The organism is Streptomyces sp. NPDC034111 (assembly GCF_055575375.1).
This window is the reverse complement of sequence record NZ_JBVIST010000015.1, coordinates 104,283-129,390: the sequence shown is the minus strand read 5'-3', so window position 1 is coordinate 129,390 and position 25,108 is coordinate 104,283. Positions and strand designations below refer to the sequence as shown.

General features: G+C 71.1%; 19 protein-coding genes. 9 read left to right on the top strand and 10 right to left on the bottom strand.

Annotation, left to right across the window (positions count from 1 at the left end; all coding sequences use genetic code 11):
- Positions 1 to 13 precede the first annotated feature (13 nt).
- Positions 14 to 1,699: an alpha/beta fold hydrolase gene (locus ACZ55A_RS27560; protein ID WP_468845355.1), complete on the top strand. Its 1,686-nt coding sequence runs from the start codon at positions 14 to 16 to the stop codon at positions 1,697 to 1,699.
- Positions 1,700 to 1,764: 65 nt separating this feature from the next.
- Here the strand turns inward: ACZ55A_RS27560 and hemQ are convergent, their stop codons facing one another.
- Positions 1,765 to 2,526, bottom strand: coding sequence for a hydrogen peroxide-dependent heme synthase (gene hemQ / locus ACZ55A_RS27555; protein WP_468845352.1), 762 nt, complete (start codon positions 2,524 to 2,526; stop codon positions 1,765 to 1,767).
- Between the two features lie 2 nt (positions 2,527 to 2,528).
- Positions 2,529 to 3,992 (bottom strand): protoporphyrinogen oxidase, encoded by a 1,464-nt coding sequence (gene hemG / locus ACZ55A_RS27550; RefSeq protein WP_468845349.1) that lies wholly within the window; start codon positions 3,990 to 3,992, stop codon positions 2,529 to 2,531.
- Between the two features lie 236 nt (positions 3,993 to 4,228).
- On the opposite strand from hemG, the gene ACZ55A_RS27545 reads away from it, so the two are divergent.
- Together ACZ55A_RS27545 and ACZ55A_RS27540 are read left to right on the top strand one after the other, a co-directional pair.
- Positions 4,229 to 5,425 (top strand): thiolase family protein, encoded by a 1,197-nt coding sequence (locus ACZ55A_RS27545; protein WP_468845346.1) that lies wholly within the window; start codon positions 4,229 to 4,231, stop codon positions 5,423 to 5,425.
- Positions 5,426 to 6,019: 594 nt separating this feature from the next.
- Positions 6,020 to 7,399 carry an FAD-dependent oxidoreductase gene (locus tag ACZ55A_RS27540; protein WP_468845343.1) on the top strand — a complete coding sequence of 460 codons (1,380 nt, stop codon included), beginning with the start codon at positions 6,020 to 6,022 and terminating at the stop codon, positions 7,397 to 7,399.
- Between the two features lie 6 nt (positions 7,400 to 7,405).
- Here ACZ55A_RS27540 and ACZ55A_RS27535 read toward each other — a convergent pair whose 3' ends face one another.
- Positions 7,406 to 8,410 (bottom strand): hypothetical protein, encoded by a 1,005-nt coding sequence (locus ACZ55A_RS27535; protein WP_468845341.1) that lies wholly within the window; start codon positions 8,408 to 8,410, stop codon positions 7,406 to 7,408.
- 38 nt (positions 8,411 to 8,448) lie between these two features.
- Positions 8,449 to 9,555 carry a uroporphyrinogen decarboxylase gene (hemE, locus tag ACZ55A_RS27530; RefSeq protein WP_468845338.1) on the bottom strand — a complete coding sequence of 369 codons (1,107 nt, stop codon included), beginning with the start codon at positions 9,553 to 9,555 and terminating at the stop codon, positions 8,449 to 8,451.
- Between the two features lie 102 nt (positions 9,556 to 9,657).
- Between hemE and ACZ55A_RS27525 the strand changes: the two genes are divergently transcribed.
- The 3 genes from ACZ55A_RS27525 (at position 9,658) to ACZ55A_RS27515 (ending at position 12,589) form a co-directional block, all read left to right on the top strand.
- Entirely contained in the window at positions 9,658 to 10,314 is a 657-nt protein-coding gene (locus ACZ55A_RS27525) for a DUF3000 domain-containing protein (protein ID WP_468845336.1), read from the top strand.
- 254 nt (positions 10,315 to 10,568) lie between these two features.
- Positions 10,569 to 11,231 carry a response regulator transcription factor gene (locus tag ACZ55A_RS27520; protein WP_084774702.1) on the top strand — a complete coding sequence of 221 codons (663 nt, stop codon included), beginning with the start codon at positions 10,569 to 10,571 and terminating at the stop codon, positions 11,229 to 11,231.
- Positions 11,232 to 11,308: 77 nt separating this feature from the next.
- Entirely contained in the window at positions 11,309 to 12,589 is a 1,281-nt protein-coding gene (locus ACZ55A_RS27515; protein ID WP_468845334.1) for an HRDC domain-containing protein, read from the top strand.
- A gap of 93 nt (positions 12,590 to 12,682) precedes the next feature.
- On the opposite strand, the gene ACZ55A_RS27510 is transcribed toward ACZ55A_RS27515, so the two are convergent.
- Positions 12,683 to 13,360, bottom strand: a complete 678-nt coding sequence (locus ACZ55A_RS27510; RefSeq protein ID WP_468845331.1) for a PepSY domain-containing protein — start codon at positions 13,358 to 13,360, stop codon at positions 12,683 to 12,685.
- 236 nt (positions 13,361 to 13,596) lie between these two features.
- Between ACZ55A_RS27510 and ACZ55A_RS27505 the strand changes: the two genes are divergently transcribed.
- The 3 genes from ACZ55A_RS27505 (at position 13,597) to ACZ55A_RS27495 (ending at position 17,420) form a co-directional block, all read left to right on the top strand.
- Positions 13,597 to 14,817, top strand: coding sequence for a thiolase family protein (locus ACZ55A_RS27505; RefSeq protein WP_468845327.1), 1,221 nt, complete (start codon positions 13,597 to 13,599; stop codon positions 14,815 to 14,817).
- Positions 14,814 to 16,946 (top strand): 3-hydroxyacyl-CoA dehydrogenase NAD-binding domain-containing protein, encoded by a 2,133-nt coding sequence (locus ACZ55A_RS27500; RefSeq protein ID WP_468845325.1) that lies wholly within the window; start codon positions 14,814 to 14,816, stop codon positions 16,944 to 16,946. The genes ACZ55A_RS27505 and ACZ55A_RS27500 overlap by 4 nt, the downstream gene beginning before the upstream one ends.
- Before the next feature lie 87 nt (positions 16,947 to 17,033).
- Positions 17,034 to 17,420: a PIN domain-containing protein gene (locus ACZ55A_RS27495; RefSeq protein WP_468845323.1), complete on the top strand. Its 387-nt coding sequence runs from the start codon at positions 17,034 to 17,036 to the stop codon at positions 17,418 to 17,420.
- Positions 17,421 to 17,546: 126 nt separating this feature from the next.
- Here ACZ55A_RS27495 and ACZ55A_RS27490 read toward each other — a convergent pair whose 3' ends face one another.
- From ACZ55A_RS27490 to ACZ55A_RS27470, 5 genes are all read right to left on the bottom strand, one after another.
- Complete coding sequence (locus ACZ55A_RS27490; protein ID WP_468845320.1) at positions 17,547 to 19,076, bottom strand: amino acid permease; 1,530 nt, start codon at positions 19,074 to 19,076, stop codon at positions 17,547 to 17,549.
- 196 nt (positions 19,077 to 19,272) lie between these two features.
- Positions 19,273 to 21,234: a 1-deoxy-D-xylulose-5-phosphate synthase gene (gene dxs, locus ACZ55A_RS27485; protein WP_468845317.1), complete on the bottom strand. Its 1,962-nt coding sequence runs from the start codon at positions 21,232 to 21,234 to the stop codon at positions 19,273 to 19,275.
- 407 nt (positions 21,235 to 21,641) lie between these two features.
- A complete protein-coding gene (locus ACZ55A_RS27480; protein ID WP_468845314.1) occupies positions 21,642 to 22,946 on the bottom strand; it encodes a sugar ABC transporter permease in 1,305 nt (434 codons plus the stop codon).
- Positions 22,943 to 23,743 carry an ATP-binding cassette domain-containing protein gene (locus ACZ55A_RS27475; RefSeq protein ID WP_468845311.1) on the bottom strand — a complete coding sequence of 267 codons (801 nt, stop codon included), beginning with the start codon at positions 23,741 to 23,743 and terminating at the stop codon, positions 22,943 to 22,945. The genes ACZ55A_RS27480 and ACZ55A_RS27475 overlap by 4 nt, the downstream gene beginning before the upstream one ends.
- A 201-nt stretch (positions 23,744 to 23,944) precedes the next feature.
- The gene (locus ACZ55A_RS27470; RefSeq protein ID WP_468845308.1) at positions 23,945 to 25,039 is read right to left on the bottom strand and encodes a substrate-binding domain-containing protein; all 1,095 of its coding nucleotides are present in this window, start codon (positions 25,037 to 25,039) and stop codon (positions 23,945 to 23,947) included.
- Positions 25,040 to 25,108 lie beyond the last annotated feature (69 nt).

Here is a 25,108-nt window from a genome sequence, read left to right as displayed (position 1 = left end):
GAAGGGACGGCCAGTGAGAGCACTTGCGTTGTACGGCACCATCGGGTCGCTGATCATGACCGCCCTTGCCACGCCCCCGGCAGGCGGCGCCACGGAAGCGGCCGGCGCGCCGCCGGCGCCGGTGGCGCACCGCATCGACTTCGGCCGCTGTGCGCCGGTGGAGCATCTGCCGTCGACCGTCGAGTGCGGCAAACTCACCGTCCCCCTGGACTACGCGCGCCCCGACGGCAAGAAGATCGACCTCACCGTCAGCAGGATCCGCGCCACCGCGCGCGGCGAACGGCAGGGCTCCCTGGTCTTCAACCCCGGCGGCCCCGGCGCGTCCAGCCTGGAGTTCCCGCTCTACGGCGCGCTTCCCAAGTGGCGCAGGGTGGCCCGCGCCTATGACTTCGTCGGCTATGCCCCGCGCGGCGTCGGCCGCTCGGCGCCGCTGTCGTGCCAGGACCCCGGCGAGTTCGCCAAGGCGCCCACCGACAGCCGGATGCACCCGGACGCGGCCTTCAAGCGCAAGAAGGTGGCCGAGGCGAAGGCGTACGCGCGGGGCTGTGCCCGCCGGGCCGGGGCGGACCTGCCGTTCTACAACTCGGTCAACAACGCCCGCGACCTGGACATGCTGCGGGCCGCGCTCGGCGAGAAGAAGCTGACGTTCATGGGCGCCTCGTACGGGACGTACTTCGGTGCGGTCTATGCGACGCTCTTCCCCGGGCACGTCCGCCGGATGATCTTCGACAGCGTGGTCAACCCCGCGCCCCGGAAGATCTGGTACCGCAACAACCTCGACCAGAACATCGCCTTCGAGCGCCGCTGGGGCGACTGGCTGCGCTGGGTCGCCAAGCACGACGACCACTACCACCTCGGCAAGACCAAGGGGGCGGTGCAGGGGGCGTACGACACCGCCACGAAGAAGCTGCGCCAGCAGCCCCTCAACGGCAAGATCGGCCCCGGCCAGCTTCAGTCGGCGTTCCTCAAGACCGGCTACAACGACGCCTACTGGCCGCTGCGCGCCCAGGCGCTGTCGGGGTATCTGCACGGCGATCCCAAGCCGCTGATCGCCCAGGCCCTGCCGCGGCCCTCCGGCGCCAGGGACGAGGAGAACGCCAACGCCGTCTACACCGCCGTGGAGTGCAATGACGCGCACTGGCCGCGCTCCTGGCGGACCTGGGACCGGGACAACACCGAGGTCGCGCGGATCGCGCCGTTCGAGACCTGGGACAACGCCTGGATGAACCTGCCGTGTGCCTTCTGGCCCAGCCACTCGGAGTCGGCCCAGGCCGGGGTCGAGGCGGCCGCCCGCCGGGCGGAACACGGCGCGGGGCGGGAGCTGGCGGACGCCACCGATCACGCCGCGGCGACCGCGCTCGACGGTGCGCTGCACGGGCGGCGCACCCCGCTCGACGTCCACACGGAGCCCGGTGCGCTGCCGCCGGTGCTGCTGCTGGCGGCCGAGCGGGACGCGGCAACGCCGTACAAGGGCGCGGTGGAGCTCCAGCGGCGGCTGCCCGGCTCCTCGCTGGTCACCGAGAACGGCGCGGGCACCCATGGCGTCGCCTTCAACGACAACGCCTGTGTGAACAAGTACGCCGAGGCGTATCTGCTGCACGGGAAGGTCCCGGCGCACCGGGCGTACTGCGCACCGCGCGCGGAGCCGGTGCCGGGCCAGGCGACGACCCGGGCGCCGCACGCGCGGCCGGGGAAGTAGCGCAGCCCCGCAGACATGCGGAACGGGCCGTCCCTGAGGGGACGGCCCGTTTCCGTGCGGGCAGATCAGGCCAGGCCCGCGACCAGCTCGGCCACCGGCTTGCGCCGGCCGGTGTAGAACGGGATCTCCTCGCGGACGTGCATCCGCGCCTCGGAGCCGCGCAGATGACGCATCAGGTCGACGATGCGGTAGAGCTCGTCGGCCTCGAAGGCGAGCACCCACTCGTAGTCACCGAGCGAGAACGACGGCACGGTGTTGGCGCGCACGTCCGGGAAGCCGCGGGCCATCTTGCCGTGGTCGGCGAGCATCCGGCGGCGGTCCTCGTCGGGGAGGAGGTACCACTCGTAGGAGCGCACGAAGGGGTAGACGCTCACGTAGGCGCGCGGCTGCTCGTCGGCCAGGAAGGCCGGGATGTGCGACTTGTTGAACTCGGCGGGGCGGTGCAGCGCCATGTTCGACCACACCGGCTCCAGCGCGCGGCCGAGCCGGGTGCGGCGGAAGAGGTTGTACGCCTCCTGGAGGGCGTCCGAGCTCTCCGAGTGCCACCAGATCATGAGGTCGGCGTCGGCGCGCAGACCGGACACGTCGTACGTGCCGCGGACCACCACGTCCTTGGCGGCGAGCTGCGCGAACAGCTCCTCGACCTCGTCTGCGTAGCCGCTGCGGTCCTCGGGGAGGACGTCGCGCAGCTTGAACACCGACCAGAGGGTGTAGCGGATGACCTCGTTGAGGTCCTTGGCCTTCTTGCCGGCGTTGGGAGCCTTCTCGGGCGCCGCGGGGGTCTGCGGCGCGGAAGCGGGGGTGGAAGCGTCTGTCATGTCATCCATTCTCACTCGCCGGCGGCGGCGTCCGGCGACAGGGTGCGGAGGATGTCGTCGGCGGCCCTGCGGCCCGAGGCGATGCAGGCCGGGATGCCGACGCCCTCGTAGAGCGCACCGCACACCCGCAGGCCCGGCAGCTGCCCGACGGCGTCCCGGATACGGGCCACCCGCTCCAGGTGTCCGACGGGGTACTGGGGCAGTCCGCCCTCCCAGCGGGTGACCCGGGAGGCGACCGGCGAGGCGGTCAGGCCGACCGCGTCGCGCAGATCGACGCGCGAGAGGGCGACCAGCTCGGCGTCCTCGCGCGCCAGGTCCGCCTCGTCGCCGTAGCGGCCGAGGGAGGTGCGCAGCACGAAGAGGTCCGGATCGGCGCCGTCGGTCCAGCCCCATTTGTTGCTGGAGAAGGTGGCGGCCTTGATCTTGCGGCCGTCGACGGGCGGCACGAGGAAGCCGCTGCCGGTGGGCCGCCGGTCCAGGTCGGCGCGGCGGAAGGCGAGGGTGACCAGGGCCATCGAGGCGTACTCGACGGCGGTCAGCTCGGTGACGGCGGGCCGGCAGACGTCCGTGAGGAGGCGGGCCGTGTCGGGTGCGGGGGTGGCGAGGACGACGGCGTCCGCGGCGAGCCGGTCGCCGTCGAGGCCGAGGTGCCAGCCGTCGGCGGTCCGCCGGACGTCGACGACCGGCGTACCGGTACGGATCTCGCCGCCCTTGGCCCGTACGGCCTCGGCGACCGCGCCCGGCAGGGTACCGATGCCGCCGTCGATGCCCATGAAGACGGGCCCGGTCGCGGTGGGGCCGCTCTGGTGGACCGCGGCGGCGGCCCGCGCCTGGATCTCCCGTACGCCTTCGAGCAGCGAGCGGTGCGTCCGCGCGGCCTCGAACAGCTGCGGCACGGCGGCGCGCAGCGAGATCTTGTACGCATCGCCCGCGTAGACCCCGCCGAGCAGGGGCTCGACGAGCCGGTCGACGACCTCACGGCCCATGCGCCGGGCGACGAACTCGCCGACCGCCACGTCCGCGCCGACCTCGGTGCGCGGCAGCCGGGTGTCCTCCTCGATCCGGGCGAGCCCCTCCGGGGAGAGCACCCCGGACGCGGCGAGCGGGGCGAGGTCCCCGGGGACGCCCATGAGGTGGCCCTTGGGCATCGGGCGCAGCGCCTCGCGGGTCCACAGCGACGCACTGGCGGTGGTGGGCGGCTGCAACCGCTCACCGAGCCCCACGGCGCGCGCCAGGTCCACCGCCTCCGGCCGCCTGGCCAGCATCGATTCGGCGCCGAGGTCGACCTGCACACCCGCGACCTCACCCGTACGCAGCTTGCCGCCGAGCCGGTCCGAGGCCTCCAGGACGGTCACCCGGGCACCGCCGTCGAGCAGATGGTGCGCGGCCGCCAGACCGGAGATGCCCCCTCCGACAACCACGACATGACCGGTGCGGCCGGGCCCCCGGCCCGTACTGGTGTGCGCTGCGCTCATGCCCCCACTCTCTCAGAGCGCACGCCGGGTCCATGGCCGGATGTCGACCTGGGGTACGACGGGCGACAGAGCCACGACCGGCGTCCGCATGGACGCCGGCCGCGCCGAGGTGGCCGCAGAGGATGACCGGGGACCCCGTTGACAGCGGACAGCGGCGGGCAAAGACTCGGGTCGGTGGGCAGCGATCTTCGTACCGCCCGCCGACCGTCTAACCGGGACAGCGAGGACAGCGCCTGATGACCGACACACGTCTGCGGGATGTGTACATCGTCGATGCGGTACGGACGCCGGTCGGCAAGTACGGCGGCGCCCTGGCCGGGGTCCGGCCCGACGATCTCGCCGCCCATGTCCTCAAGGCCCTGGTGGACCGCACCCCGGAGCTGGATCCGGCGCGGATCGACGACGTCTGCTTCGGCGATGCGAACGGCGCCGGCGAGGACAACCGGAACGTGGCGCGGATGGCGGTGCTGCTGGCCGGGCTGCCGGTGACCGTCCCCGGCGTGACCGTGAACCGGCTGTGCGGCTCCGGACTGGAGGCGGTCATCCAGGCGGCCCGCGCCATCGCGCACGGCGATGCGCATATCGCCGTCGCGGGCGGGGTGGAGTCGATGAGCCGCGCGCCGTATGTGCTGCGCAAGCCCGAACGGGCCTTCCCCGCGGGCCATCAGGAGATGTTCTCCTCGACGCTGGGCTGGCGGATGGTCAACCCGCGGATGCGCCCCGAGTGGACGGTCGCACTGGGCGAGGGCGCCGAGCTGATCGCCGACCAGCACGGCATCACCCGCGAACAGCAGGACGTCTTCGCACTGGCCAGCCACCAGAAGGCGGTCCGCGCCTGGCGTGAGGGCGGCTACGACGCCGAAGTGGTGCCGGTCCCCGGCGTGGAGCTGGCCCGCGACGAGACCGTCCGCGAGGGCTCCTCACTGGAGGCCCTGTCCAAGCTGAAGCCGGTCTTCCGTACGGCCGGAGGAACGGTCACGGCCGGCAACTCCTCACCGCTCAACGACGGTGCCGCGGCCCTGCTGCTGGTCGACGAGGAGGGCCTGCGGGCCACCGGGCGCGAGCCGCTGGCCCGTATCCGCGCGAGCGCCGTGACCGGCATCGAACCGCAGCTCTTCGGTCTGGGCCCGGTGGAGGCGGTCCGGCGGGCCCTGGACCGCGCCGGCCGCGGTTTCGCCGAGGTCACGACCTTCGAGCTCAACGAGGCCTTCGCGGCCCAAGCCCTGGGCTGCATCGGCCAGTGGCCGGAACTGGACCCCGCGGTGGTGAACCCCCGCGGCGGCGCCATCGCCATCGGCCACCCACTCGGCGCCTCCGGCGCCCGCCTCGCCGGTTCGGTAGCCCACCAGCTCGCCGCCCTGGGCTCGGGCACCGGCCTCGCCGCCCTCTGCATCGGCGTGGGCCAGGGCTTGGCCCTCGTACTCGACCGCTAACCGCTGCGCTTTGTCGGCCCTCCCACGTTTTCGGCTTTCCCGCCGTGGGTGTTGCTCGCCGTTGCGCCCTTCGCGGGGCCTCCCACGTTGTCAGCTGCGGCGCCGTGGGTCGTCTCGCCGTTGCTCCCCCACTGCCTGAAGGGCGTGGGAGGTACCCCCACGCGGCGGGCGTGGGTTGTCGGGTGCGGTGCCGCTCCTCCGGACTTCGTCCTGCGGCGCGGCCCCTCCCGTGAGTGGGTGGGAAAACCTGAGTGGGGGCGGGCCGTTCATCCCCAGTTGCTGTGACTGGATCCACGAACGCGCACCCGCCCACTTACGGGTACCCCCACCGGTCTCCTCCCCACCCCTCAACGGGAGGGGACGGGCCGGAGGGGCAGGGTTTCCGGACGTAAAGCGAAGCAGTCCGGAAACCCTGCCCCGGAGGACCGTCACCGCACCCGCCAAACCCACGCCCGCCGCAGGCGCAACGGCGAGAACACGCACGGCGAGAAAGCCAACAACGCGGGGAGAAAAGCCAAGCGCAGCGGAACGGCGCAACGGCGAGAACACGCACGGCGCCACAGCCGACAACGTGGGAGGCCGTACCGTAGGCGCATGGCGGCGGAGCGGTTGGTGATCGTGGGCGGTGACGCGGCGGGGATGGCGGCCGCCTCACAGGCACGGCGGCTGAAGGAGCCCGGCGAGCTGGCGATCACGGCATTCGAGCGCGGCCATTTCACGTCGTACTCCGCGTGCGGGATTCCGTACTGGGTGGGCGGTGTCGTCGAGGGGCCGGACGCGCTGATCGCCCGTACGGCCGAGGAGCACCGCAGCCGGGAGATCGATTTGCGGATGCGGACCGAGGTCACCGAACTCGACCTGGACCGGGGCCGGGTGCGGACCCGGGAGCTGGACGACGGCGGCCGGGAGTCGTGGACCGGCTTCGACAAGCTGGTGCTGGCGACCGGTGCGCGGCCGCGGCGGCCGGACCTGCCGGGGATCGACGCGCCGGGGGTGCACGGGGTCCAGAACCTCGACGACGGCCGGGCGCTGCTGGACACCTTGGAGAAGTCCGCGGGCCGGCGGGCGGTGGTGGTCGGCGCCGGGTACATCGGCGTGGAGATGGCGGAGGCGCTGATCCTGCGCGGCTACCAGGTCACCGTTCTGGAGCAGAGCGCACAGCCGATGTCCACCCTCGACCCGGACATGGGCGCACTGGTCCATGAGGCGATGTGCGGAATGGGCATCGAGACGGTGTGCGGGGCGACCGTCACCGGTGTGCTGACGGACGCGGGACGGGCCCGCGCGGTGACCACCGAGGACGCCGAGTACCCGGCGGACGTGGTGGTGCTGGGCATGGGCGTACGCCCGGAGACCACGCTGGCCGCCGCGGCCGGGCTGCCGCTGGGCGAGTCCGGCGGGCTGCTCACCGACCTCGCGATGCGGGTGCGCGGCCAGGACCACATCTGGGCGGGCGGCGACTGCGTCGAGGTCTTCGACCTGGTCTCGGGCCACACCCGGCATATCGCGCTGGGCACTCACGCCAACAAGCACGGTCAGGTCATCGGCACCAATGCCGGCGGCGGTTACGCGACCTTCCCCGGGGTGGTCGGCACGGCCGTCAGCAAGGTCTGCGATCTGGAGATCGCGCGGACGGGGCTGCTGGAGCGGCATGCGCACGCCGCCGGTCTGCGCTTCGTCACGGTGACCGTGGAGTCCACCAGCCGGGCCGGCTACTACCCGGGCGCCCGCCCGATGCACGTCAAGATGCTCGCCGAGCGCCGTACGGGCCGGCTGCTCGGGGTGCAGATCGTCGGCCGCGAGGGCGCCGGGAAACGGGTGGACATCGCGGCGGTCGCGCTCACGGCCGGGATGACGGTGGAGCAGATGACCGCCCTCGACCTGGGCTACGCCCCGCCGTTCTCACCGGTCTGGGACCCGGTGCTGGTCGCCGCCCGCAAGGCGACGGGGGCGGTACGGGCCGCCGGCGACTGAGCATCCCTAGCGGCGGGGGCCGAACTGCTTCTCGCGGGCCGCGCGGATCCGCGCCAGCGACTCGCGGGCCAGCGCGGCGAGGAAGGCCGGGCAGAGCCAGGCCTCCAGCGGCATTCCGGCACCGGCCGGCCCGCCCGGCTCCTCGATCAGCTTCCGGGCGTGCGGGCTCTTCAGGCACATCCCGGTCCCGATGACGTCCTCCGCGGCCTTGGGGAGGGCGGGGTGCCCCAACTCGCCATGTTTGCAGTGGAGTTCGCTCCTCACCCCCGGTACGGAGGCCAGCCCGGCGATCAGATCGTCGAGCGGTCCCGGAGACGGAACCGGGCCGGCGGCGGCATACCAGGACAGCGCACCGACGAGGACGACGAGTCCGGCGCGCTCGGCGTCCCCGGTCGCGGCGGCAAGGGCCTTGCCGTAGTGGGACAGCGACCAGGACACGCTGACCCCCGGGGCCGGGTAGCCCTGCACGAGCGAGGCGAGGTCCCGGACCTCGTCCTGGTCGGCGGTGGACAGCCGGGCCGGGATGCCGTCGGTGGTGCCCGGGGCGAGGATGTCGATCGCCACCCGGGCGTAGCCGGCGATGTTGCGCGGGCAGCGCCACAGCTCCGGCGCGTCCCCGTCGTCCGGATCCGTGGCCGCACCGGCCGCGGATCCGTCGCCGTCCAGCAGCGGGAGGAGGGTGGCGAGGCGTTCCAGCTCGTCGTCCAGGTCGCCCTCGTAGGGGTGCCGGCCGTGCCCGCAGGGGCGCTCGCGCAGTTCCCGGTCGGTGGCGCGCAGCGCGTCGAGTACGGCCGACACGGCGGTGTCGGAGGCGCCTTGCAAGCTGAGGTAGTCGGCCGTCATCAGCAGCCCGAAGGTCCACAGCCAGGCGCGGGCGCCGCCGGGGTCGGCAGCGAGTGCGCGGGCGCACGACAGGACGAGGTCCGTGTCGTGGTCCGCGTAGTACTCGGCGCGTATCTCTTCCCAGGCGGCGGCGAGCTCCGCCGCGGGGACGTCGGGGGTCGCGTTCATGCCCTCCACGACGCCCGGGGGCGGCGGCGCAGTTCCGCTCAGCGCGCCGTCTGCGTGTGGACGTACTCGACGAGGCGGGTGAGCGCGTCCGGGTCGGTGGACGGCATGACGCCGTGGCCGAGGTTGAAGACGTGGCCCTCGAGGCCTGCGGCCGAGTCGAGGACCTCGCGGGTCTTGGCCTCGACGGCCTCCGTGGAGGCGAACAGGACGGTCGGGTCGAGGTTGCCCTGGAGCGCCTTGCCCGGGCCGACCCGGCGGGCGGCCTCGTCGAGCGGGACACGCCAGTCGACGCCCACTACGTCCGCGCCGGCCTCGCCCATCAGCCGCAGCAGCTCACCGGTGCCGACGCCGAAGTGGATGCGCGGGACGCCGTACCCGGCCACGGCCTCGAAGACCTTGGCGGAGGCGGGCAGCACCGAGCGGCGGTAGTCGGACGGGGCGAGGGCGCCGGCCCAGGAGTCGAAGAGCTGGACGGCCGAGGCGCCCGCCTCGATCTGCACCTTCAGGAACGCGGCCGTGATCTCCGCGAGACGGTCGAGCAGGTCGGCCCAGAGCTCGGGGTCGCCGTACATCATCGCCTTGGCATTCTCGTACGTCCGCGACGGGCCGCCCTCGACGAGGTAGCTGGCGAGCGTGAACGGCGCGCCGGCGAAGCCGATCAGCGGGGTGCCGCCCAGCTCGCGCGTGAGCAGGCCGATCGCCTCGGTGACGTAGGAGACGTCCTCGGGGGTGAGATCGCGCAGCTGCGCCAGGTCGGCGCGGGTGCGGATCGGGTTCTCGACGACCGGGCCGATGCCGGGCTTGATGTCGAGGTCGATGCCGATGGCCTTGAGGGGGACGACGATATCGCTGAAGTAGATGGCGGCGTCGACGCCGTGGCGCCGCACCGGCTGAAGCGTGATCTCGGTGACCAGCTCGGGCCGCATGCAGGAGTCGAGCATCGCGATGCCCTCGCGGACCTTGCGGTACTCCGGCAGCGAGCGCCCCGCCTGCCGCATGAACCACACCGGCGTGTGCGGCACCGGCTCTCGCCGGCAGGCCTTGAGGAAAGCCGAGTCGTAGGTGGCGGTCTGCTGCTGGCCCGTCATCGGGGTCTCCCCTGCTCGATCGAAGTGGGGAGCCTGGGGAAGGTCGTTGGCGCTCACGCCCCAAATCTTCGCATGCGCCCCGGGGGGCCTCCGAATGGGCGACGCGCGCACCGGGTGTCCTCCCCGTATGCGGGTCGTCTTCCGCCTAATCTTCCGGGCATGGCTGCGGCTCACGAACACCTCGCGGACAGCGCGGACGAGGCCCCGATCCCTTTCCGTCAGGCGGTCGATGCGCTCCGCACGGCACGACTGCGGCCGGAGATCGAGATCGACCCGACACCCGCGCCGAAGCGGCTCGCCCCGTACGCGTACGCGCTGGAGGCGGCGGTCGTCGACCGCGGCTCGGGGCCCGGCGGCGAGGACCGGGATCTGGCGGACGGACGGATGGTGCTGCTGCACAACCCGGCCGGGGACGAGGCCTGGCACGGCACGTTCCGTGTGGTGACGCTGGCGCGGGCGGAGCTGGAGCCGGAGATGGGCGCCGATCCGCTGCTGCCGGAGGTGTGCTGGTCGTGGCTGACGGGTGCGCTGGATGCCCGCGGGGTGCGGTACGCCGCGCCGAGCGGCACGGTGACCCGGGCCGGGTCGTACTACTTCGGCGGGCTGGCTGAGCGCGAGCCGGCGACCCAGATCGAGATCCGGGCCTCCTGGACGCCGGCCGAAGGGCCCGGCGGGGTGCCGGATGTGGCGGCGCATCTGTCGGCGTGGTGCGATCTGCTGTGCCAGGTCGCGGGGCTGCCGCCGGCCACCCTCGATCCGGCGCCGCGCGGCGGGGTGGTGCCGCTGCCGCAGCGCCGCGGCGCCCAGTCGCGCTGATCTGTCTTCCCCGGCGTTACCCCACGCCCGCAATGATCACCTTCGCGTACGGCTCTGATCATCTCGGTATGCACTCCGTGCCCACACCTGATCGATCACCCATCCGATTTGCCCGAATTGCCCCTAACTAAATCGTGATCAAAGTCTAAAGTCCGGCCGGATTGCTGCCGAAGAGGTCAGTGACCCTTCAAACACGGATCAATCCGGCTCCCCCAAGCCGGCTTCCGTCCCCGCCACTCCCCCCAGGAGGCCCGGTGTCTGTTCTCCTCGAGCAACCTTCGAGCCTGGTCGCCTACCGCCCGAACAAGCCGACGGCCATGGTCGTCGTGGCCGACCCTCGCGTCCGCTCCACCGTCACCCGCCACCTGTGGGCACTCGGAGTGCGCGACGTGATCGAGGCGTCGTCCATCGCGGAGGCCCGTCCCCGCGTCGGCAACCCGCGCGACATCTGCGTTGCCGACGTCCACCTTCCCGACGGCTCCGGCCTCACGCTGCTGTCCGAGACCCGGGCGGCCGGCTGGCCCAACGGTCTCGCGCTCTCCGCGGCCGACGACATCGGTGCGGTACGCAACGCCCTGGCCGGCGGCGTCAAGGGCTATGTCGTCACCGGAACCCGTACCAACCTGGGCATTCCGGGCCGCCCAGGTGCCTCACCGATCGGCGCCAACGCGGCCCGGATGCAGCGCCGCCCGCCGGGTGCCCCCGGACACCCCGGTGGCTACCGGGAGCTGTCGGGCCGTGAGGTCGAGGTTTTGCGGCTGGTGGCGGAGGGCCAGTCCAACAAGGCCATCGGCGTCTCGATGGGGCTCTCGGCACTGACCGTCAAGAGCCACCTCGCCCGGATCGCCCGCAAGCTCGGCACCGGTGACCGCGCCGGCATGGTGGCGGTCGCCCTGCGCACCGGCATCATCCACTGACCCTGCACACGACCGGCTCGCCCGTCGAGGGAACGTTCCCTCGACGGGCGACGTGCATACACAGATACCCTTGACTGGTGACCGACGCCCAAAAGACCGCAGCAGACACGACACTGCGAGCACCCGGAGACTCGCCTCCGGATTCCCGACCGGCGCCGGTCCCTCTCCTGGAGCCCCGCGAGGGCATCCCCCCGGTGACCGCCACGGAAGAGGCGCTCGCCGAGGTCGTGGCCGCGTTCGCGGCCGGTACGGGCCCGGTGGCCGTCGACGCCGAGCGGGCCTCGGGCTACCGCTACGGCCAGCGCGCCTACCTCGTCCAGCTGCGCCGAGAGGGCGCCGGCAGCGTACTGATCGACCCGGTCGGCTGCCCCGACCTGTCGGCACTGGGCGAGGCGATCGGCGACACCGAGTGGGTGCTGCACGCCGCCACCCAGGACCTTCCGTGCCTGCGTGACATAGGGATGGTCCCCAGCCGGCTGTTCGACACCGAGCTGGCCGGACGGCTGGCCGGCTTCGCCCGGGTCGGCCTGGGCGCGATGGTCGAGAACGTCCTCGGCTACGCCCTGGAGAAGGGCCACTCCGCCGTCGACTGGTCCACCCGCCCGCTCCCCGAGCCCTGGCTGCGCTACGCCGCGCTCGATGTCGAGCTGCTGGTGGATCTGCGCGATGCGCTGGAGGAGGAGCTGACGCGGCAGGGGAAGCTGGAGTGGGCCCGGCAGGAGTTCGCGGCGATCGCCGCCGCGCCCCCGCCACCGCCCCGCAAGGACCCCTGGCGCCGGACGTCCGGTATGCACAAGGTCCGCCGGCGCCGTCAGATGGCGGTCGTACGGGAGCTGTGGACGGCCCGTGACCAGGTCGCCCAGCGGCGCGACGTCTCGCCCGGCAAGGTGCTCGGCGACGCCGCGATCGTGGAGGCGGCGCTGCATCTGCCGGCGAACAGCCACGCGCTGGCGGCGCTGCCCGGCTTCGGGCACCGCATGGGCCGCCGGCAGCTGGAGCAGTGGCAGGCCGCCGTCGACCGCGCCCGGGCGCTGCCCGAGAGCGAGCTCCCCCAGCCCGGCCAGCCGCTCAACGGCCCGCCGCCGCCCCGCTCCTGGGCCGACAAGGACCCGGCCGCGGCGGCCCGGCTGTCGGCCGCCCGCGCGGCGGTCAGCGCGCTCGCCGAGCAGCTGAACCTCCCGCAGGAGAACCTGATCACTCCGGACACGGTGCGCCGGCTGTGCTGGGAGCCGCCGGCCGACCCGACCCAGGAGTCGGTCGCCACGGTCCTCACCCACCACGGCGCCCGCCCCTGGCAGATCGACCAGGTGGCACCGCTCCTCACCGAGGCGCTGCTGACGGACCCGGACGCCGGCTGAGGCGTCCCGCCCCACCGTGCGACGCATGCCCGTCAGGGTCAGGGGGTGTCTTCCCGATCGGGAAGACACCCCCTGACCCTGGGGAGACAGGCCCTAGTCCTGTTCGACCTCCATGCGCAGGACCTTGCGGTTCGTCGCGTCGATCTCGTAGGTCGTCTGGTTCCAGTCCTTGGTCACGACGTCCACGGTCCAGGCGACCGTGTCGCTGCCGTTGTCGGCGTCGCTGAGTTCGATGTCGCTGACGGTGCCCTTCGTCTTCTCGGTGGCGGTCTCCGCCGCCTGCTGGGCCGTGACGGTGGCCTGGTTCAGCCGGCTGGCCAGCCGCTGTTTGTCGTCGGGGTCGTCGGACTCGGTGTGCGGCTGGTCCGCCTTGCCGGTGATCGCGTCGACGCGGACCTGGTTCACCGTTCCGTCGGAGGTCGCCACCGCGGTCTCCCAGTACGGCTTGGCCGACGTGCCCCTGAGTTCGGCGGCGATCGGCTCCGAGGACGGGACCGCGGCCACCGCCGCGCGCAGCGCCTTCCAGTAGTCCACCTTGGCCGCCGGGATCAGTGCCTTGCGTCTGGCCTGGTCAGGGGTGAGCGAGCTGGTCGGGTAGGCGCGGGCCGAGGCGGGCACCTCGCGCGCGGGGGTCGAACGTCCTGTGCTGTCCGCGTGCTCGCTTCCGCAGCCGGCCAGCAGCGCGCCCGCGGCGGCGACGGCGCAGACCACACCGATGGCACAGGGGGCCGGCCGGGGGCCCGCCACCCCTCCACTCCTCTTCGTATCCATATCGGCACTTTAAGTGCGCGATAGAGCGATTTACGCCATGACCCGACGACAATCGGTCGTTTTCGATCGTTCGCGGCGACGGCCCGGAGCGCCCCCACACGTCCATCCGGTGTGACCTTCACCGCTCCGGCCGATGGGGGTGTGCAGCTTGGTTACCCGTAAGTAGCATGTGGGTGTGAAGCGTCCCCCGGGCGCCTTCCGCAGCAGTGCCATCCCGCACCTGGAGGAGAGCCAACGTGCCTCGTACCGCTAGGGACGTCGTCTTCGTCGACGGCGTCCGCACCCCGTTCGGCAAGGCGGGCCCGAAGGGCATCTACCACGAGACCCGCGCCGACGACCTCGTCGTGAAGGCCATCCGGGAGCTGCTGCGCCGCAACCCGGACCTGGACCCCGCGAAGATCGACGAAGTCGCCATCGCCGCGACCACGCAGATCGGTGACCAGGGCCTGACCCTGGGCCGTACCGCCGGCATCCTCGCGGGCCTCCCGCAGTCCGTGCCCGGCTACTCCATCGACCGCATGTGTGCCGGCGCGCTGACCGCCGTCACGGCCACCGCGGGCTCCATCGCCTTCGGCGCGTACGACGCCGTCATCGCCGGCGGTGTCGAGCACATGGGCCGTCACCCCATGGGCGAGGGCGTCGACCCGAACCCGCGGTTCGTCTCCGAGAAGCTGGTCGACGAGTCGGCCCTGTTCATGGGCATGACCGCGGAGAACCTCCACGACCGCTACCCGCAGATCACCAAGCAGCGCGCCGACGAGTACGCCGTGCGCTCGCAGGAGAAGGCGGCGAAGGCGTACGCCAACGGGAAGATCCAGCAGGACCTGGTCCCGATCTCGGTGCGCAACACCAACTCCGAGGTCGGCGAGACCGGTTGGGGCCTGGTCACCGCCGACGAGCCGATGCGCCCGGGCACCACCCTGGAGAACCTGGCGGGCCTCAAGACCCCGTTCCGCACGCACGGCCGGGTCACGGCCGGCAACGCGGCCGGTCTCAACGACGGCGCCACCGCCTCGATCATCGCCTCCGAGGACTTCGCCCGGGAGAACAACCTCCCGGTCAAGATGCGCCTGGTCTCGTACGCCTTCGCGGGCGTCGAGCCGGAGGTCATGGGCTACGGCCCGATCCCGTCGACCGAGAAGGCGCTCGCCAAGGCGGGCCTGGGCATCGGTGACATCGGCCTCTTCGAGATCAACGAGGCGTTCGCCGTTCAGGTCCTGGCCTTCCTCGACCACTACGGCATCGCCGACGACGACCCGCGGGTCAACCAGTACGGCGGCGCCATCGCCTTCGGCCACCCGCTGGCCTCCTCCGGCGTCCGGCTGATGACCCAGCTGGCCCGCCAGTTCGAGGAGCAGCCGCAGGTCCGCTACGGCCTGACCACCATGTGCGTCGGCTTCGGCATGGGCGCGACGGTCATCTGGGAGAACCCGAACTTCGACGGAGGCAACAAGTGAGCACCACCACCGCCGAACTCCTGAAGGGCGCGGCCGAGCTGTTCCCCGACGAGGTCGTCACCCAGGCGCACGTCCGCCACCTCGATCTGCCGTACGGCGCGGGCAAGTTCGCGCTGATCACGCTGGACAACGGCTTCGACCACACCAAGCCGACCACCTTCGGCCCGGCCTCGCTGGCGAACCTCAACGCCGCGCTCGACCAGGTCGAGAAGGAGGCCGCGGACGGCGACATCGTCGGCGTCGGCCTCACCGGCAAGCCGTTCATCTTCGCCGTCGGCGCCGACCTCAAGGGCGTCGAGCTGCTGAAGAAGCACGAGGACGCGCTGGCCATCGGCAAGGGCGGCCACGAGGTCTTCAAGCGGCTGTCCGGGCTCGCCGTGCCGACCTTCGCCTACTACAACGGTGCCGCCATGGGCGGTGGCGTCGAGGCCGGTCTGCACTGCTCGTACCGCACGGTGTCCAAGGCCCTGCCGGCCTTCTCGCTCCCCGAGGTCTTCCTGGGCCTGGTACCGGGCTGGGGCGGCTGCACCCTGCTGCCGAACCTGATCGGCGCGGACAAGGCCGTCTCGGTCATCATCGAGAACTCGCTCAACCAGAACAAGCAGCTCAAGGGCCAGCAGGTCTTCGACCTCGGCATCGCCGACGCGATCTTCGAGGGCGCGGACTTCCTGGAGCAGTCGCTGATCTGGACGGCGAACGTCCTGAAGGGCGACATCGAGGTCGAGCGCCCGGTGATCGACCGCGGCGAGGCCTGGGACCAGGCCGTCGCCCGCGGCACGTTCATCGCCGACGGCAAGGTGCACGGCGCCGCCCCGGCCGCGTACCGCGCGCTGGACATCATCGCCGCGGCGAAGAACGGCGACCTCCAGCAGGGTTACGACGCCGAGGACCAGGCCCTCGCGGACCTGATCATGGGCGGCGAACTGCGCGCCGGTATCTACGCGTTCAACCTGGTGCAGAAGCGCGCCAAGCGGCCGGCCGGTGCGCCGGACAAGAACCTGGCGCGCCCGGTCAGCAAGGTCGGTGTCGTGGGCGCCGGTCTGATGGCCTCTCAGCTCGCGCTGCTCTTCCTGCGCCGCCTGGAGGTGCCGGTCGTGCTGACCGACATCGACCAGGAGCGCGTCGACAAGGGTGTGGGTTACGTCCACGCCGAGATCGACAAGCTGCTCGGCAAGGGCCGGATCAACCAGGACAAGGCCAACCGCCTCAAGGCCCTGGTCAGCGGTGTGCTGGACAAGGCCGAGGGCTTCTCCGACGCGGACTTCATCATCGAGGCCGTCTTCGAGGAGATCGGCGTCAAGCAGCAGGTGTTCGCCGAGGTCGAGGCCGTGGCTCCCGAGCACGCGATCCTCGCCACCAACACCTCCTCGCTGTCGGTCAGCGAGATGGCGTCGAAGCTCAAGCACCCCGAGCGGGTCGTCGGCTTCCACTTCTTCAACCCGGTCGCGATCCTCCCGCTGCTGGAGATCGTCCGCGGTGAGAAGACCGACGATGCCTCGCTGGCCACCGCCTTCGGTGTCGCCAAGAAGCTGAAGAAGACCGCGGTGCTGGTCAAGGACGCCCCGGCGTTCGTCGTCAACCGCATCCTGACCCGCTTCATGGGTGAGATCCAGAACGTCATCGACGAGGGCACCCCGGTCGAGGTCGCGGAGAAGGCCATCGAGCCGCTGGGTCTGCCGATGTCGCCGCTGGTGCTGCTGGAGCTGGTCGGACCGGCGATCGGCCTGCACGTCTCGGAGACCCTGAACCGTGCCTTCCCGGAGCGCTTCAAGGTCTCCCCGAACCTCAAGGCCGTCGTCGAGGCCGGCAAGCGCGGCTTCTACGTCTACGACAGCGGGAAGCCGGAGCTCGACCCGGAGGTCGCCGCGCTCCTCAAGCAGGGCGATGTCGTCCTGACCGAGGCGCAGGTGCGCGACCGGGTGCTGGACGCCGTGGCGCAGGAGATCGGGCTGATGCTCGACGAGGGCGTGGTCGCCGAGGCGCAGGACATCGACCTGTGCCTGATCACCGGCGCCGGCTGGCCCTTCCACCTGGGCGGCATCACGCCGTACCTGGACCGCGCGGGTGTCTCCGAGCGGGTGACCGGCAAGAAGTTCCTGGCCCCGGGCATCGCGAGCGTGCCCGCATAAGGGTGCACAGCTGATCGCACAGTGCGCGGGCCGGCTCGGCGGAGCCGGCCCGCGCTCTCGTGCGTGCGGGCGTGGGAGGGTGGGCGCATGGATTCCTTGGTCATCGTCGATGCCGCGAATGTCGTCGGCTCGGTGCCCGACGGCTGGTGGCGCGACCGGCACGGCGCCGCCGAGCGGCTGCGCGATGCGCTGCCCGGGTACGTCGCGGACGGACTGCCGGGGCTGGTCGCACCGCCCCTGGAGATGGTGCTGGTGGTGGAGGGCGCGGCGCGCGGAGTGGCGTCGGTCGAGGGCGTACGGGTGGTGCCGGCGGCGGGCAGCGGCGACGACCGGATCGTGGAACTGGTGGCGGACGAGGCCGCCGGGCGGGACTGCCTGGTGGTCACCGCGGACCGCGGGCTGCGCGAGCGCGTCCAGGCGCTGGGCGCCCGGGTGACGGGACCGCGGGCGGTGTGGGGGCGCGGCGGAGCGTAGGGGGTGTCTTCCCGATCGGGCCGGGCTCGCGGGGCCTGGCACGCACGCTCGCCGCGGCACGCAAAGGCCCCGTACGGCGCGGTGGGCGCCGGGTACGGGGCCTCGAAGGGCGGGACGGTCAGGCGTTCAGCCCTTGCCCGCCGCCTCTCTGTTGCGGATGCCGAGCCGGCTGTGCGACCGCCCGTAGACGAAGTAGATGCCGAAGCCGGCCACCATCCAGACCGCGAACCGCAGCCAGGTCTCCGCGGGCAGATTGAGCATCAGCCACACCGACGCCAGTACGGACAGCACAGGCACCACGGGCACCCACGGGGTGCGGAAGGCGCGGTGCAGATCGGGCCGGGAGCGGCGGAGCAGGATGACGCCGATGGCGACCACGACGAACGCGAACAGCGTGCCGATGTTGACCAGTTCGGCGAGGACGTCGATCGAGGTGAAACCGGCCGCGACGGCGACGACGATGCCCAGCGCGATGGTCGACCGGTAGGGGGTGCCGTAGCGCGGGTGGGCCCGCGAGAAGACCCGCGGCAGCAGCCCGTCGCGGCTCATCGCGAAGAACACCCGGCTCTGGCCGAGCAGCAGGATCAGGCAGACCGAGGTGAGGCCGACGGCTGCGCCGAAGCTGATCACGCCCGCGAAGAACGGCTTGTCCATGTCCTTGAAGGCATCGGCGAGCGGGGCGTCGGTGGAGAGCTTGCTGTACTTCTCCATGCCGGTGACGACGACCGACACCGCGACGTAGAGCACGGTGCAGATGGCCAGCGAGCCGAGGATGCCGCGCGGCACATCGCGCTGCGGGTTGCGGGTCTCCTCCGCGGCCGTGGCCACCACGTCGAAGCCGATGAAGGCGAAGAAGACCACCGCCGCCGCCGCGAAGATGCCCATGGTGCCGAAGTTGGACGGGGCGAAGCCGAACATCAGCTGGGACAGCGGTGCGGCCAGTCCGCCGCCGGCCTTGCTGGGCTCGCTGGGCGGGATGAACGGCTCGTAGTTGGCGCCGGTGATCAGGAAGGCGCCGGCGATGATGACCAGCAGAACGACGGTGACCTTGACCGCGACGACCACCGCCGTCACCCGGGAGGACAGCTTCATGCCGAGCACCAGGATGCCGGTCAGCACCAGCACGAGGACGCAGGCGAGCAGATCGAAGCCGAAGCGCCCTTCGTGGGTGCCGGCCAGACCGGCCGGCAGATGCAGCCCGGCGGTGTCCATCAGTGAGCGCACATAGCCGGACCAGCCGACGGCGACCACCGCACAGCCCAGCGCGAGTTCCAGGATCAGGTCCCAGCCGATGATCCAGGCCGGTAGTTCTCCCAGTGAGGCGTACGAGAAGGTGTAGGCCGATCCGGCGACCGGCACGGTGGAGGCGAACTCCGCGTAGCACAGCGCCGCCAGCGCGCAGACCACGCCCGCGGCGACGAAGGAGAGCGCGACCGAGGGCCCGGCCTGCTCCTTGGCGATTTTTCCGGTGAGGACGAAGATGCCGGTGCCGATGATGACACCGACACCGAAGACGGTGAGATCGAGCGCCGACAGGGATTTTTTGAGCGTATGCTCCGGCTCCTCGGTGTCCAGAATCGACTGCTCCACAGTCTTTGTCCGGAACAGGCCGCGATCGCGGCGCGCATTGTGTGGTGTGCCGTGCTGTGTGCTCATGGGCGAACCTCCGCCTGGACGACCCTCGCAACTCTCCTGAACTGACCGAGTCTCCGCAATGTCGGGAAACAGTCAGCTTCGGCGGGCCTCCAGGAGGCGGGGATTCACCCGATGGGGTGCGGCGGCGGGTATGCAGATGGGCCGGGCAGCACATCCGTACGGATGACTGGCCCGGCCCATCGGTGCCGTGTGTCCCTTAGTCGCGGGCGACCTCGGCGGGCGCCGCCGCGCCCTTGGCGCCGGCGGTCTGCGGAGTGTCCGCGGAGTCGTCGGAGCGGTTGTCGATCTTGGCGACCAGGCCGGTCACCTGGCGCGCGATGTCCGGCGCGGTGAGCCCGATCTCCGCCATGACCTCCTTGCGGGAGGCGTGGTCGAGGAACCGCTCGGGGATGCCGAAGTCGCGCAGCGGGAGGTCCACACCGGCGTCCCGCAGCGCCTGGGCGACGGCCGAACCGACGCCGCCGGTACGGATGTTGTCCTCGACGGTGACGACCACACGGTGCTTGGCGGCGAGGCCCGGCAGCGCCTCATCGACCGGCTTGACCCAGCGCGGGTCGACGACGGTGGTGGAGATGCCCTGCTTGTCGAGCAGATCGGCGATCTCCAGGCACATCGGGGCCAGCGCGCCGACCGAGACGAGCAGGACGTCGGGCCGCTCGACGGAGGCCGCGGGCTCCCGGAGCACGTCCATGCCGCCGATCCGTCCGACCGCCTCGACGGCCGGGCCGACGGCGCCCTTGGAGTAACGCACCACGGTCGGCGCGTCATCGACCTCGACGGCTTCCCGCAGCTGGGCGCGTACCTGGTCGGCGTCGCGCGGTGCGGCGATCCGCAGGCCGGGCACGACCTGGAGGATCGACATGTCCCACATGCCGTTGTGCGAGGCGCCGTCGGTGCCGGTGACGCCGGCCCGGTCCAGGACGAAGGTCACGCCGCACTTGTGCAGCGCGACGTCCATCAGGACCTGGTCGAAGGCGCGGTTGAGGAAGGTGGCGTAGACCGCGAAGACCGGGTGCAGACCGCCGGTGGCCATGCCCGCCGCGGAGACCGCCGCGTGCTGCTCGGCGATGCCGACGTCGTAGACGCGGTCCGGGAACGCCTTGGCGAACTTGTCCAGGCCGACCGGCTGGAGCATGGCCGCCGTGATGGCGACGATGTCCTTGCGCTCCTTGCCGAGCTCGACCATCTCGTCGCCGAAGACGGAGGTCCAGTCCTTGCCGCCGGAGGAGATGGGCAGGCCGGTGTCGGGGTGGATCTTGCCGACGGCGTGGAAGCGGTCCGCCTCGTCCTGGAGGGCCGGCTGGTAGCCGCGGCCCTTTTCGGTGAGGCAGTGGACGATGACCGGGCCGCCGAAGCGCTTGGCGCGCGTGAGGGCGGACTCCAGCGCCTCCAGGTCGTGGCCGTCGATCGGGCCGACGTACTTCAGGCCCAGGTCCTCGAACATGCCCTGCGGCGCGATGAAGTCCTTCAGGCCCTTCTTGGCGCCGTGCAGGGTCTCGTAGAGCGGCTTGCCGACGACCGGGGTCCGCTCCAGGATGTCCTTGCCGCGGGCCAGGAAACGCTCGTAGCCGTCGGTGGTGCGCAGGGTCGCCAGGTGGTTGGCCAGTCCGCCGATGGTCGGCGCGTAGGAGCGCTCGTTGTCGTTGACGACGATGACCAGCGGGCGGTCCTTGGCCGCGGCGATGTTGTTCAGCGCCTCCCAGGCCATTCCGCCGGTCAGCGCGCCGTCACCGATGACGGCCACCACATGGTCGTCCGTGCCGCGCACCTCGTTGGCCTTGGCGATGCCCTCGGCCCAGCCCAGCACCGTGGAGGCGTGGCTGTTCTCGATGATGTCGTGCTCGGACTCCGCGCGGGAGGGGTAGCCGGACAGGCCGCCCTTGGCCTTGAGCTTGGAGAAGTCCTGACGGCCCGTGAGCAGCTTGTGGACGTAGGACTGGTGCCCGGTGTCGAAGAGGACCTTGTCCTTCGGCGAGTCGAAGACGCGGTGCAGGGCGATGGTCAGCTCGACCACGCCGAGGTTCGGGCCGAGGTGCCCACCGGTCTTGGAGACCGCGTCGACAAGGAAGGAACGGATCTCCCCCGCCAGCTGCTCGAGCTGCTCCGGGCCCAGACGGTCCAGATCGCGCGGTCCCCTGATACGGGAAAGCAACGCCACCCCTGCCTCCTTGCTGCTGTGATCGTCGAGCTTGCTGCTGTGATCGAGCTTGCCGATCAGATGAGTCTAATGTTGCGTCCGCTGCGGCGACGCCCGGGCCTCGCGATGTATGTCACTCGGGTGACAGGCAACGGATTCAGGCCGTTCTGCGGCACGGTCCTCCGCACGCGGCACGGCCCCCACCGGAAGGTGCCCGGTGGGGGCCGTGCCGTCGGACGGCAACGGGCGCGGGTCAGGCGCGCCCGGAGCGTCGAGCCGGAACGTCAGGTGTGCCGGACGGCGCTGTCGCAGCCGTGCGACACACCGGTTGATCAAGTGCGCCCGGCGGCGCTGCCGCAGCCGGGCAACACACCGATTGATCAAGTGCGCCCGGCGGCGCTGCCGCAGCCGGGCAACACACCGGTTGATCAAGTGCGCCCGGCGGTCTTTTGCGTACGCCGCGAGACCGAGTCGATCACGACGGCGGCGAGCAGCACCGCGCCCGTAATCATGTACTGGATCTCACTGGCCATGCCGAGTAGGTTCAGGCCCTGCTGGATCGACTGGATGACCAGCATGCCCAGCAGTGCGGACCAGATCTTGCCGCGGCCGCCGAAGAGGCTGGTACCGCCGATGACGGCCGCCGCGATGACGTTCATCAGGGTGTTGCCGGAACCGAGGTTCTTGGTGGCGCCACCGGAGAGGCTGGCGATGAACAGTCCGCCGAAGGCGGCGAGCATGCCGGAGATCGCGAAGACGCTGATCCGGATCTTGTTCACGTTGATACCGGCCCGGCGGGCCGCCTCGGCGTTGCCGCCGACCGCGAAGATCTGCCGGCCGTAGGTGGTGCGCCGCACCACGAAGTCGGCGATGAGCAGCACCGCGAGGAAGAGGACCAGCGCCAGCGGCAGACCGCGGGCACCGGCGGGCTCGTTCAGCACGTACGCGACCGCGAGGGCGAGCACCGCGACCACACCGGTGCGCAGCAGGATCTCGCTGAGCGGGCGGGCCGGCAGCGCGGCGGCCTTGCGCCGCTTGCTGTCCAGCAGCAGCGATCCGGCGTACGCCAGGACCGCGACCACCGCGAGACCGTAGGCGGCGCCCTTGTCCTCGAAGTAGTAGCCGGTGAGGCTCTCCACCACGCTGCCGCTGGGCGTGTTGATGGAGCCTTCCTTGCCCATCATCCAGATCTGGAGACCGCTCCAGCCGAGGAATCCGGCCAGGGTGACGACGAAGGCCGGCACACCGATCTTGGCGAAAAAGAAACCATGCAAGGTGCCGATGGCCACACCGGCCACGATGGCGATCAGGACCGCGAGCCAGTCGTTGACGCCATGGGTGACGCTGAGCACGGCCCAGACGGCCGCGCCGACACCCGCGACCGAGCCGACCGAGAGGTCGATCTCGCCGAGCAGCAGCACGAAGACGATGCCGACGGCCATGATGCCGAGGCCCGAGGTGTAGACACCGATGTTCGCGAGGCTGTCCGCGGACAGGAAGCTGCTGTTCTTCACCTGGAAGATGACCGCGATGACGATCAGGCCGATGATGACCGGCAGCGAGCCCAGCTCACCGCCGCGCACCCGGCGCTTGAAGTCATTGAGGTAGCCGGCGAAACCCTGCTCGCGGACGAGCAGACGGGGGTCGACGGCGGCCGGCTGGGGGGTGTCGACGGCGGCCTCAGTGGTCTCCGTCACCTCGTCCGCAGCGGGCTCCTTGGTGAGGTCGCTCATGCCCCGGCCTCCTTCTTCACCTGGTCCGTACGCGCCTTGCGGCGGGTCACGGCGTTGTCCGAGGCGCCGGTGATCGCGGCGATGATCTCTTCGTGGGAGGTGCCTTCGACGTCGAAGACACCGTTGTTGCGGCCCAGCCGCAGCACCGCGACCCGGTCCGCGACGGCCTTGACATCGGCCATGTTGTGGCTGATGAGGATGACGCCCAGACCGCGCTCCCGCAGCCGCTCGACGAGGTCGAGGACCTGGGCGGTCTGCTCGACACCGAGGGCGGCGGTGGGCTCGTCGAGGATGACGATCTTCGGGTCGCCGATCAGCGCACGGGCGATCGCGACGACCTGCCGCTGACCACCGGAGAGCGCGGCGACCGGGATGCGGACGCTGGGGATGCGGATGGACAGGGTGTCCAGCAGCTCCTTGGCTCGCTTCTCCATGGCGATCTCGTCGAGGACGCCGACGGTGCGGGTCTCGTTGCCGAGGAAGAGGTTGGCCACGACGTCGAGGTTGTCGCAGAGCGCGAGGTCCTGGTAGACGGTGGCGACGCCGAGGTCCTGGGCGTCGTGCGGCTTGTTGATGCGTACCGCCTCGCCCTCCCACTCGATGCTGCCGTCGTCGACCGGGTGGACGCCCGAGATGGTCTTGACGAGCGTGGACTTGCCGGCGCCGTTGTCGCCCACGAGGGCGACCACTTCACCGGGGTGGATCTCCAGGGTGACGTCCGTGAGTGCTTGGACGGCGCCGAACCGCTTGGAGACTCCGCGCAACGCCAGCACAGGCGTAGCGGACACGTGAATCATCTCCTTCGCCGCCGTCACAACGGCGGGGATGGTGGTGCGAAGAGCGGGGGGCTCTGCGAGGTGGAGGTGGTGCGGGGGACGGCCCCGCCCGCGCCCGGAACGGGTCGGCGCGGGCCGGGGCCGGTGCCTGGCCGGTGGCCCGGGCCGGCGGCCGGAGGGCCGGGGGCCGGGGCCGTGGCCGGGTGGCCGGGGCCGGTGGCCTTACTTGATGCCGGCCGCCTCGCAGGCCTTCTTGACGTCGCCGGTGCAGATCTGGCTCGCCTTGTAGACCTTGTCCTTGAGGATCGTGGAGGCGATGTTGTCCTTGGTCACGATCTTCGCGTCGTAGAGCTTCGCGGGGATGCCCTTGACCTCACCGCTGAGGCTGTCGACCTTGTCGGACGTCAGGGAGTCGATCTTCTCGCCCTTGAGCAGCTTGACCGCGATCTCGGCCGTGGAGTCGGCCTGCGGCTTGATCTGCTTGTAGATGGTGAACGCCTGCTCGCCCTTGAGGATCCGCTGGAGACCGGCGAGCTCGGCGTCCTGGCCGCCGACCGGGACCTTCACGCCCTTCTGCTTGAGGGCGGTGATGATGCCGCCGGCCATGCCGTCGTTGCCGGAGTAGACGCCCTGGAAGCCGTCCTTGCCGAGCGAGTCGAGGGCGGCGCCCATCTTCTTGTTGGCCTCGTCCGGCGACCAGTCCGGGATGTCCTGCTCGTACGCGATCTTCTTGACCTGCTTGTCGAGGACGCTGTGCGCGCCCTTCTTGAAGAACGGCATGTTCGGGTCGGTCGGCGAGCCGTTGACCATGACGACCTTGCTGTCCTTGGCCTTGTCGCCGAGCGCCTTGACCAGAGCCTGGCCCTGGAGGCGGCCGATCTTCTCGTTGTCGTAGGAGACATAGGCCGAAATATTGCCCTCGGCCAGACGGTCATACGCGATGACCTTGACGCCCTTCTTGGCGGCCTGGTTCACCCACGACTTGGTGGCCTTGTAGTCGACCGCGTCCAGAATGATCACCTTGACGCCCTGCGTGATCAGCGCGTCGAACTGCTTCTTCTGGGTCTCGGTCTCCTGCGCCGCGTTGTTGTACTTCACCGTGCAGTCGCTGCACAGCTCCTTGATCTTCGCCTCCATCAGCGGACGGTCGAAGGTCTCGTAACGCGTGGTCTTGTTCTCCGGCAGCAGCAGGCCGATGGTCTTGGTGTCGCCACCGCCACCCTTGGCGCCGTCACCGGCCTTGCCGCAGGCAGCTACGGAGAGCGCCATCGAGACGGCGGCGGTTCCTATGACGACGCGACGCGTCCAAACGTTCATTGGGGTTGCCTCCCTGACGAGGCCGCGTCGTTGCGGCCGAGGTGGCTGGAAGTCAACTCGGCCGTCAGC